This window comes from Methylomonas rivi, from assembly GCF_024505165.1.
Classification (GTDB): domain Bacteria; phylum Pseudomonadota; class Gammaproteobacteria; order Methylococcales; family Methylomonadaceae; genus Methylomonas; species Methylomonas rivi.
This window is the reverse complement of the sequence record NZ_JANIBK010000182.1, coordinates 1-6,468: the sequence shown is the minus strand read 5'-3', so window position 1 is coordinate 6,468 and position 6,468 is coordinate 1. Positions and strand designations below refer to the sequence as shown.

The following is a 6,468-nucleotide window of genomic DNA, read 5'->3' as shown; positions in this document are numbered from 1 at the left end:
CCTCACCGAACGCGACCCGGACAACAGCGACTGGCTGCGGGAGTTATCGGTATCGCATAACAATATCGGCAGCGTGTTGCAAGCCCAGGGCAATCTTGCCAGGGCGTTACTGGAATATCGGGCCTGTATGGACATCAGGCGCAGCCTCGCCGAACGCGATCCGGACAACAGCGGCTGGCTGCGGGACTTGTCGGTATCGCATAACTGTGTCGGCAGCGTGTTGCAAGCCCAGGGCAATCTTGCCGGGGCGTTACTGAAATATCGGGCCTGTATGGACATCAGGCGCAGCCTCGCCGAACGCGATCCGGACAACAGCGGCTGGCTGCGGGATTTGGCGATCTCGCATACTAAAGTCGGCGGCGTATTGCAAGCCCAGGGCAATCTGGCCGGCGCGCTTGAGGCATATCGGGCGGGAATTGACATCATGCGCAACCTCACCGAACGCGACCCGGACAACAGCAACTGGCTGCGGGACTTGTCGTTTTCACATTACCAAATAGCATCAATACTGGAAACTCAAGGCCAATTAACCGAAGCCTTGGCTGAGCGTGAGGCGGATTTAGCCATTGCTGAAGTCCTGGCTGCACTCGATGTTACCAATCAACTCTGGCAACAAGATTTACAAACCTCGCGCAATGCCCTGACCGCCTTAAAACAACGTATCGCCGAATCCGGAAACTGACCAATCCATCAACCAGCAGGAAATAGTTTATGACCCAAACCGTTTTAGACCGCATGCAAACCCCCGGCCCCAAAAAGATACTCGCCTGCGACGGCGGCGGGATTTTGGGTTTGATGAGCGTGGAGATACTGGCCAAGCTGGAATACGACTTGCGGGTAGCGCTGGGCAAGGACGACGCGTTCGTGCTGGCGGATTATTTCGATTTCGTCTGCGGCACCAGCACCGGGGCGATTATCGCCGCCTGTATCGCCAGCGGCATGTCGATGGATAAGATCAGGCAGTTTTATCTGGACAGTGGCAAGCAGATGTTCGACAAGGCATCGCTGTTGAAGCGCCTGAAATACAGTTATAACGACGAGCCGCTGGCGAAATTGCTGAGAAAAGCCTTCGACGAGCAATTGGTGGAAAGCAACGCCACGCTGGGCAGTTCCAAGTTGCGCACGCTGTTGATGATGGTGCTGCGCAATCACAGCACCGATTCGCCGTGGCCGGTATCGAACAATCCATTAGCCAAATATAACGACCTCAGCCGCCGCGATTGCAATCTGTTCTTGCCGCTGTGGCAGCTGGTGCGGGCCAGCACCGCCGCGCCGACTTATTTTCCGCCGGAAGTGGTGACCTTCGCCGAGGGTTCGCCGGAAGAATATAACTTCATCTTCGTCGACGGCGGCGTTACCACCTACAACAATCCGGCCTATCTGGCCTTTCAAATGGCCACCGCCGCGCCCTATAAAATCGATTGGCCGACCGGCGAAGACCGGCTGTTGATCGTCTCGGTCGGTACCGGCGGCGCGGCCAAAACCCTGGCCGACGACACCGGCGCGGAGGATTTGAACCTGCTGCATTTTGCGAAAAACATCCCTTCGGCCTTGATGAACGCGGCCTCGGCGGGCTGGGACATGGCCTGCCGCACCTTGGGCGCCTGTCGGCACGGTGGGCTTATCGATAGGGAAATCGGCGATATGCTACAGTCGGCGACCGCCTCCAATTTCAGCGGACCCAAGTTGTTCAGTTATTTACGCTACGATCCGTCGGTGACGCGGGAAGGCCTGGATGAACTCGGCTTGCGCGACGTCGATCCGGCCCATGTGCAGACGCTGGATTCGGTGGCGTATATGGGCGACATCCGGCGGGTCGGCATCGAGTATGCCAAGCGGCATGTAAAGCCCGAGCATTTCAAGGGCTTTGTCTGATTTACATCAAATTAGTGGAGAGCAACATGGCGGACCAACAGAAAACCTGCTTCGTGGTGATGGGCTTCGGCGTCAAAACCGACTATCACACCAGCCGCGATCTGGATCTGGATAAAAGCTATAAATACATCATCAAGAAGGCGGTTGAAGATGCCGGGCTGAAATGTATCCGAGCCGACGAAATCCCCCATTCGGGCACTATCGACGTGCCGATGTACGAGCAATTGCTGAAAGCCGATGTGGTGTTGGCGGACCTATCCACGGCCAACTGCAATGCCATTTACGAACTGGGCGTCAGGCATGCGCTACGGCCGCGCACCACCATCATCATCGCCGAAGAACAATTCGCCAATCCGTTCGATGTCAACCATCTGCTGATCCGCCGTTATCGGCACGACGGCAAGGTGTTGGATATTGAAGAAGTGGACCGGTTTCGCCAGCTACTCAAACAAGCTATTATCGACATTGTAGATGCCGAACAAAACGATAGCCCGGTGTACACCTTTTTAAACAACCTGGAACCGCCGTCCGAACGCATAGCCCCCACCGTCAAGGCCAGCGCTACTGTTTCGGCCGCGGCCGCGGAAACGCCCCTCGCGCCGGAATCCGTCAATCCGGCGGCTTCGGAATTGCTGCAACAAGCGATTGAAGCCAAGAAAAACAGCGATTTTCTGCTCGCCAAAGCGCTATACACGTCCTTGCACAAACTGTCTCCCCGTCAATCGCAGTGGGTACAGCAACTGGCCCTGGCGACCTATAAAGCCAAATACCCCGATCCGCTGAATGCGCTGCTGGAAGCGAAACAGATTCTGCAAACCCTGCAACCCGAAGCCGCGAACAATGCCGAAACGCTGGGTATTTGGGGCGCCATTCATAAACGGCTGTTCGACATCAACCGAAACAGGGCCGATCTGGATACGGCCATCGGCGCTTACGAAAAAGGCTATCGCCTGCAAAACGATTATTACAACGGCATCAATTGGGCATTCCTGTTGAATGTACGCGCATCCCTGACCCAGGACAGGGCGGAAGCGATTACCGACTTTATGCTGGCCCGCCGCACCCGCGAGGATGTATTGAAAATCGCCGACGCCAAATTCGCCGAGTTGAAGGCCATCAAGGATGTGGAAGACGACGACGACAGGTACTGGGTTTTAGCCACCAAGGCCGAAGCCTGGGTGGGATTGGGTAATGACGCCGAAGCCGAGAAATGCCTGCAACAAGCCAAACCGTACGCCGAATATTGGATGTGCGAATCCAGCAAACAGCAAATCGACGCGCTCAGGCAGTTGTTGCAAAACTCGCCGCTGAACGGCCTATAAACCCGAACGGCGCAACCCGGATCGAACCCTTAACCCGTTATGTCCCTTTCACAGTCCAGCGGAGAATCCTGCCATGGCCAAACAAAACTATAAAAAATTACGCGATCAAGCCCTGGAGCTCATGGCCGAAACCCACCGCCCCGGCGGCACAATCGAAGCCGCCGCGGACAAATGTTTCTCGCTGTCCAAACAGCTGTACCTGCAAGGCGAAATTCGCCTCTCGCGGCAATTATTGGTCAAGGCCAGGCAATTACTCAAGCAACAAGGCGACGGCTGCCTGGCCGAAGCCCGTCTGGACGAGGGCGCAACCCTGGCGTTGGCCAAACAGTTGAAGAATGTGGACGAACATGACTTGGCCCGGCAATTATTGGAAAAACTGCTGGTGCAAGGCTGCAGCGAAGGTTTGGCGGTAAAAGCCACTCAGCAATTGGCCTTGAATACCTACAAGGACGACGAACTGCCCGCCGACCGGCGCCATGCCCAGGCATTGAGCATTCTGGAAGGCATAGGCTTACGCGATCCGGACTGCAAGGACCCGGAAACCCTGGGCCAGGCCGGCGCGATTTACAAACGCAAGTTCGACCATTCCGGCCGGCTGGAAGATTTACAAGCGGCGCATTATTTTTACCGGCGCGGCTGGGAGACAAATCCCGAGCAGGACATGGGTTACTGCGGCATTAATGCCGCCTTTATTCTGGATAAATTGGCGCAGCGGGCACACATCAACGCGGCCATGGAAAAGATACCCGACACCGAAAGCCAAGCCTTACGCGAACAAGCCAACGCGCTACGCCGAAAACTGTTAGCCGAATTGCCCAATTACGCCACCGAACAGGACAGCAACATCCTGCGGCAATGGTGGTTTTCGGTGACCATGGCTGAAGCCGCATTCGGTTTGGGCCAGTGGGATAATGCCGCCAAATGGCTGCAACAAGCCAAAAGCACCGATCATTTTGAGTGGGAACGCAAGACCACCACCAAGCAATTGGTGGCCATTGCCCGCATGCAGGGTTTTGTGCCGCCGGCGGACACTCAATCCCAACAGGATTGGGCGCCGCCCTGGCTGGCTTTAAGCCAATTATTGGGTGCCGATGCAGTGGCCGCGTTCGAATGTTTTCGCGGTAAAGTCGGCTTGGCGCTATCCGGCGGCGGCTTCCGCGCCTCGCTGTATCATCTGGGCGTATTGGCGCGATTGGCGGAAGTGGATGCCCTGCGCAGCGTGGAAGTGCTGTCGACGGTGTCCGGCGGCAGCATCGTCGGCGCCCATTACTATCTGGCCTTGCGCAAACTGTTGATGAGCAAAACCGACGCCGAGATCGGCCGCGAGGATTACATCCAACTGGTACGCGACGTGATAACGCAATTTTTTGACGGCGTCTCCGAAAACCTGAGGGTGCGCGCCATAGCCAGCCTGCCGGACAATTTTAAAATGCTGTTTCAATCCGGCTATGGCCGCAGCAATCGAATGGGGGAATTGTACGAGACCCACTTCTATCAACAAGTGGAAGCCTATCAAAGCAATTCCAGCAATGAAGGCGTGGTATCCGGCATGCGGCCGTTGCACGGCTTGCGCATTCATCCGCTCAGCACCGACCCAATCGACAACAGTACCTTTCAGGACGAAACCTTTCATCCGCAACAGGCCAACTGGCGGCGCAAGGCGAAAGTGCCGACCTTGCTGTTGAACACCACCTCGCTGAATTCCGGCCATAACTGGCACTTTACCGCCAGTTTCATGGGCGAACCGCCGGGGCTGACCGGGCAGGACATCGACATGAACCGGCGCTACCGGCGTCTGTACTACTGGCAAGCGCCCACCGAAGCGCTGAAAAACTACCCGCTGGGTTATGCGGTGGCGGCATCCGCCGGCGTTCCGGCCTTGTTCGACCCGCTGGAGCTGAGCGATTTGTATCCCGACCGCACCATTCGTCTGGTGGATGGCGGCGTGCACGACAATCAGGGCGTGGCCGGCCTGCTGGACGAAAGCTGCGATTTGATTTTATGCAGCGACGCCTCTGGGCAAATGGACGATCAGACCTCGCCTAAAAAAAGCGCCTTGAGCGTGTTTTTCCGTTCCGACAGCATTCTGCAGGATAGAGTGCGGGAAGCGCAGTATCAAAATCTGGAAGCTAAAGCCAAAAACAATGCCTTGCAGGGCCTATTTTTCATCCATCTGAAACAGGATTTACATTCCGACCCGCTGGACTGGATAAAGTGCGACAACCCTTCGCCCGAGATCCAGCGGCCGCATCGCACGGATTACGGCATAGACCGCAGCCAGCAACGTCGCCTGGCCCAAGTCCGCACCGACCTGGATACCTTTACCGAAGTGGAAGCCTATGCCTTGATGGCCAGCGGTTACGCCATGACCAAACATCAACTGTCTCAACTCGACCTGCAACATAAAGCGTCGGATTTAAACGGCGGTTGGGCGGATTTCGCTATCGATGCGCCGGAAGGGGTTTGGCCGTTCAGCACGATCGCGCCTATCCTGGCGGCCGATCCGGAAGGCGGTGATCCCAAGGCAAAGGATTTGGCCGCCCAGCTCAGCGCTTCCAGTTTATTGGCCGGCAAAGCCTTGGTGCTTATCCCTACCCTGAAATACGCCGCCATGGCCTGCGGACTATTTTTGTTAACCTTATTGATCGTTTGGATAAAACAAAACTGGCAGGATCACACCACGATTACCCTGGGCGTCGGCAGCATCGCCACCGCCATTCTGATTACCCTGGCCGGCCTGATACTGCCGTTCGCCAAATATTTGCAACCCCTGGATACCGCGCGCAAATGGCTGGGGCTGGCCGTACTCGGTACCGTGGGTTGGGCGCTGGCCAACCTGCATCTGAAGTTTTTCGACCAGTGGTTTAAAAACCGAGGCAAATTGCAACGACTGCTAAATTTGTAAACCGTAGGCCGGAATAAGCCCGCCCGGCGACAGCGAGGGCGGGTGTTTCCGGCAATCGGCACGCCGGAAACACCTGTTCCTCGCTTAACGCGCGAACAGGCTTACGGGTGCCCCGTGGGTATTCCGGCCTGCTTCGAATTGCGTATAACGACGAGCGCAACGGAACGGAACCCAAGCGGGCGTTATTGCCGGCGAAATCCTGAATGAGAGGACTGCATGAATAACTTCGACGGTCAAATCCTGTTCGCCCTGATCGCGGCTTTAATACTGGCCTGGGCGGGCAGCTGGCTGGTGGCCAGACGTTACGCGGCTAAAGTGCTGGCATTCATGCAACTGGGCGGCGCCCCCGGCGACGCTCCGCCCGCC

The 6,468-nt window shown here is 56.7% G+C and carries 4 protein-coding genes; all 4 read left to right on the top strand.

Annotated features, from left to right (window positions below):
• The coding region (locus NP596_RS19140) for a tetratricopeptide repeat protein (RefSeq protein ID WP_256617004.1) at positions 1 to 682 on the top strand (682 nt) is incomplete at its 5' end.
• 29 nt (positions 683 to 711) lie between these two features.
• A complete protein-coding gene (locus tag NP596_RS19135) occupies positions 712 to 1,875 on the top strand; it encodes a patatin-like phospholipase family protein (RefSeq protein ID WP_256617003.1) in 1,164 nt (387 codons plus the stop codon).
• A 26-nt stretch (positions 1,876 to 1,901) separates the two neighbouring features.
• The gene (locus NP596_RS19130) at positions 1,902 to 3,197 is read left to right on the top strand and encodes a TRAFs-binding domain-containing protein (RefSeq protein ID WP_256617002.1); all 1,296 of its coding nucleotides are present in this window, start codon (positions 1,902 to 1,904) and stop codon (positions 3,195 to 3,197) included.
• A gap of 73 nt (positions 3,198 to 3,270) precedes the next feature.
• Positions 3,271 to 6,102 carry a tetratricopeptide repeat-containing protein gene (locus tag NP596_RS19125; RefSeq protein ID WP_256617001.1) on the top strand — a complete coding sequence of 944 codons (2,832 nt, stop codon included), beginning with the start codon at positions 3,271 to 3,273 and terminating at the stop codon, positions 6,100 to 6,102.
• Positions 6,103 to 6,468 lie beyond the last annotated feature (366 nt).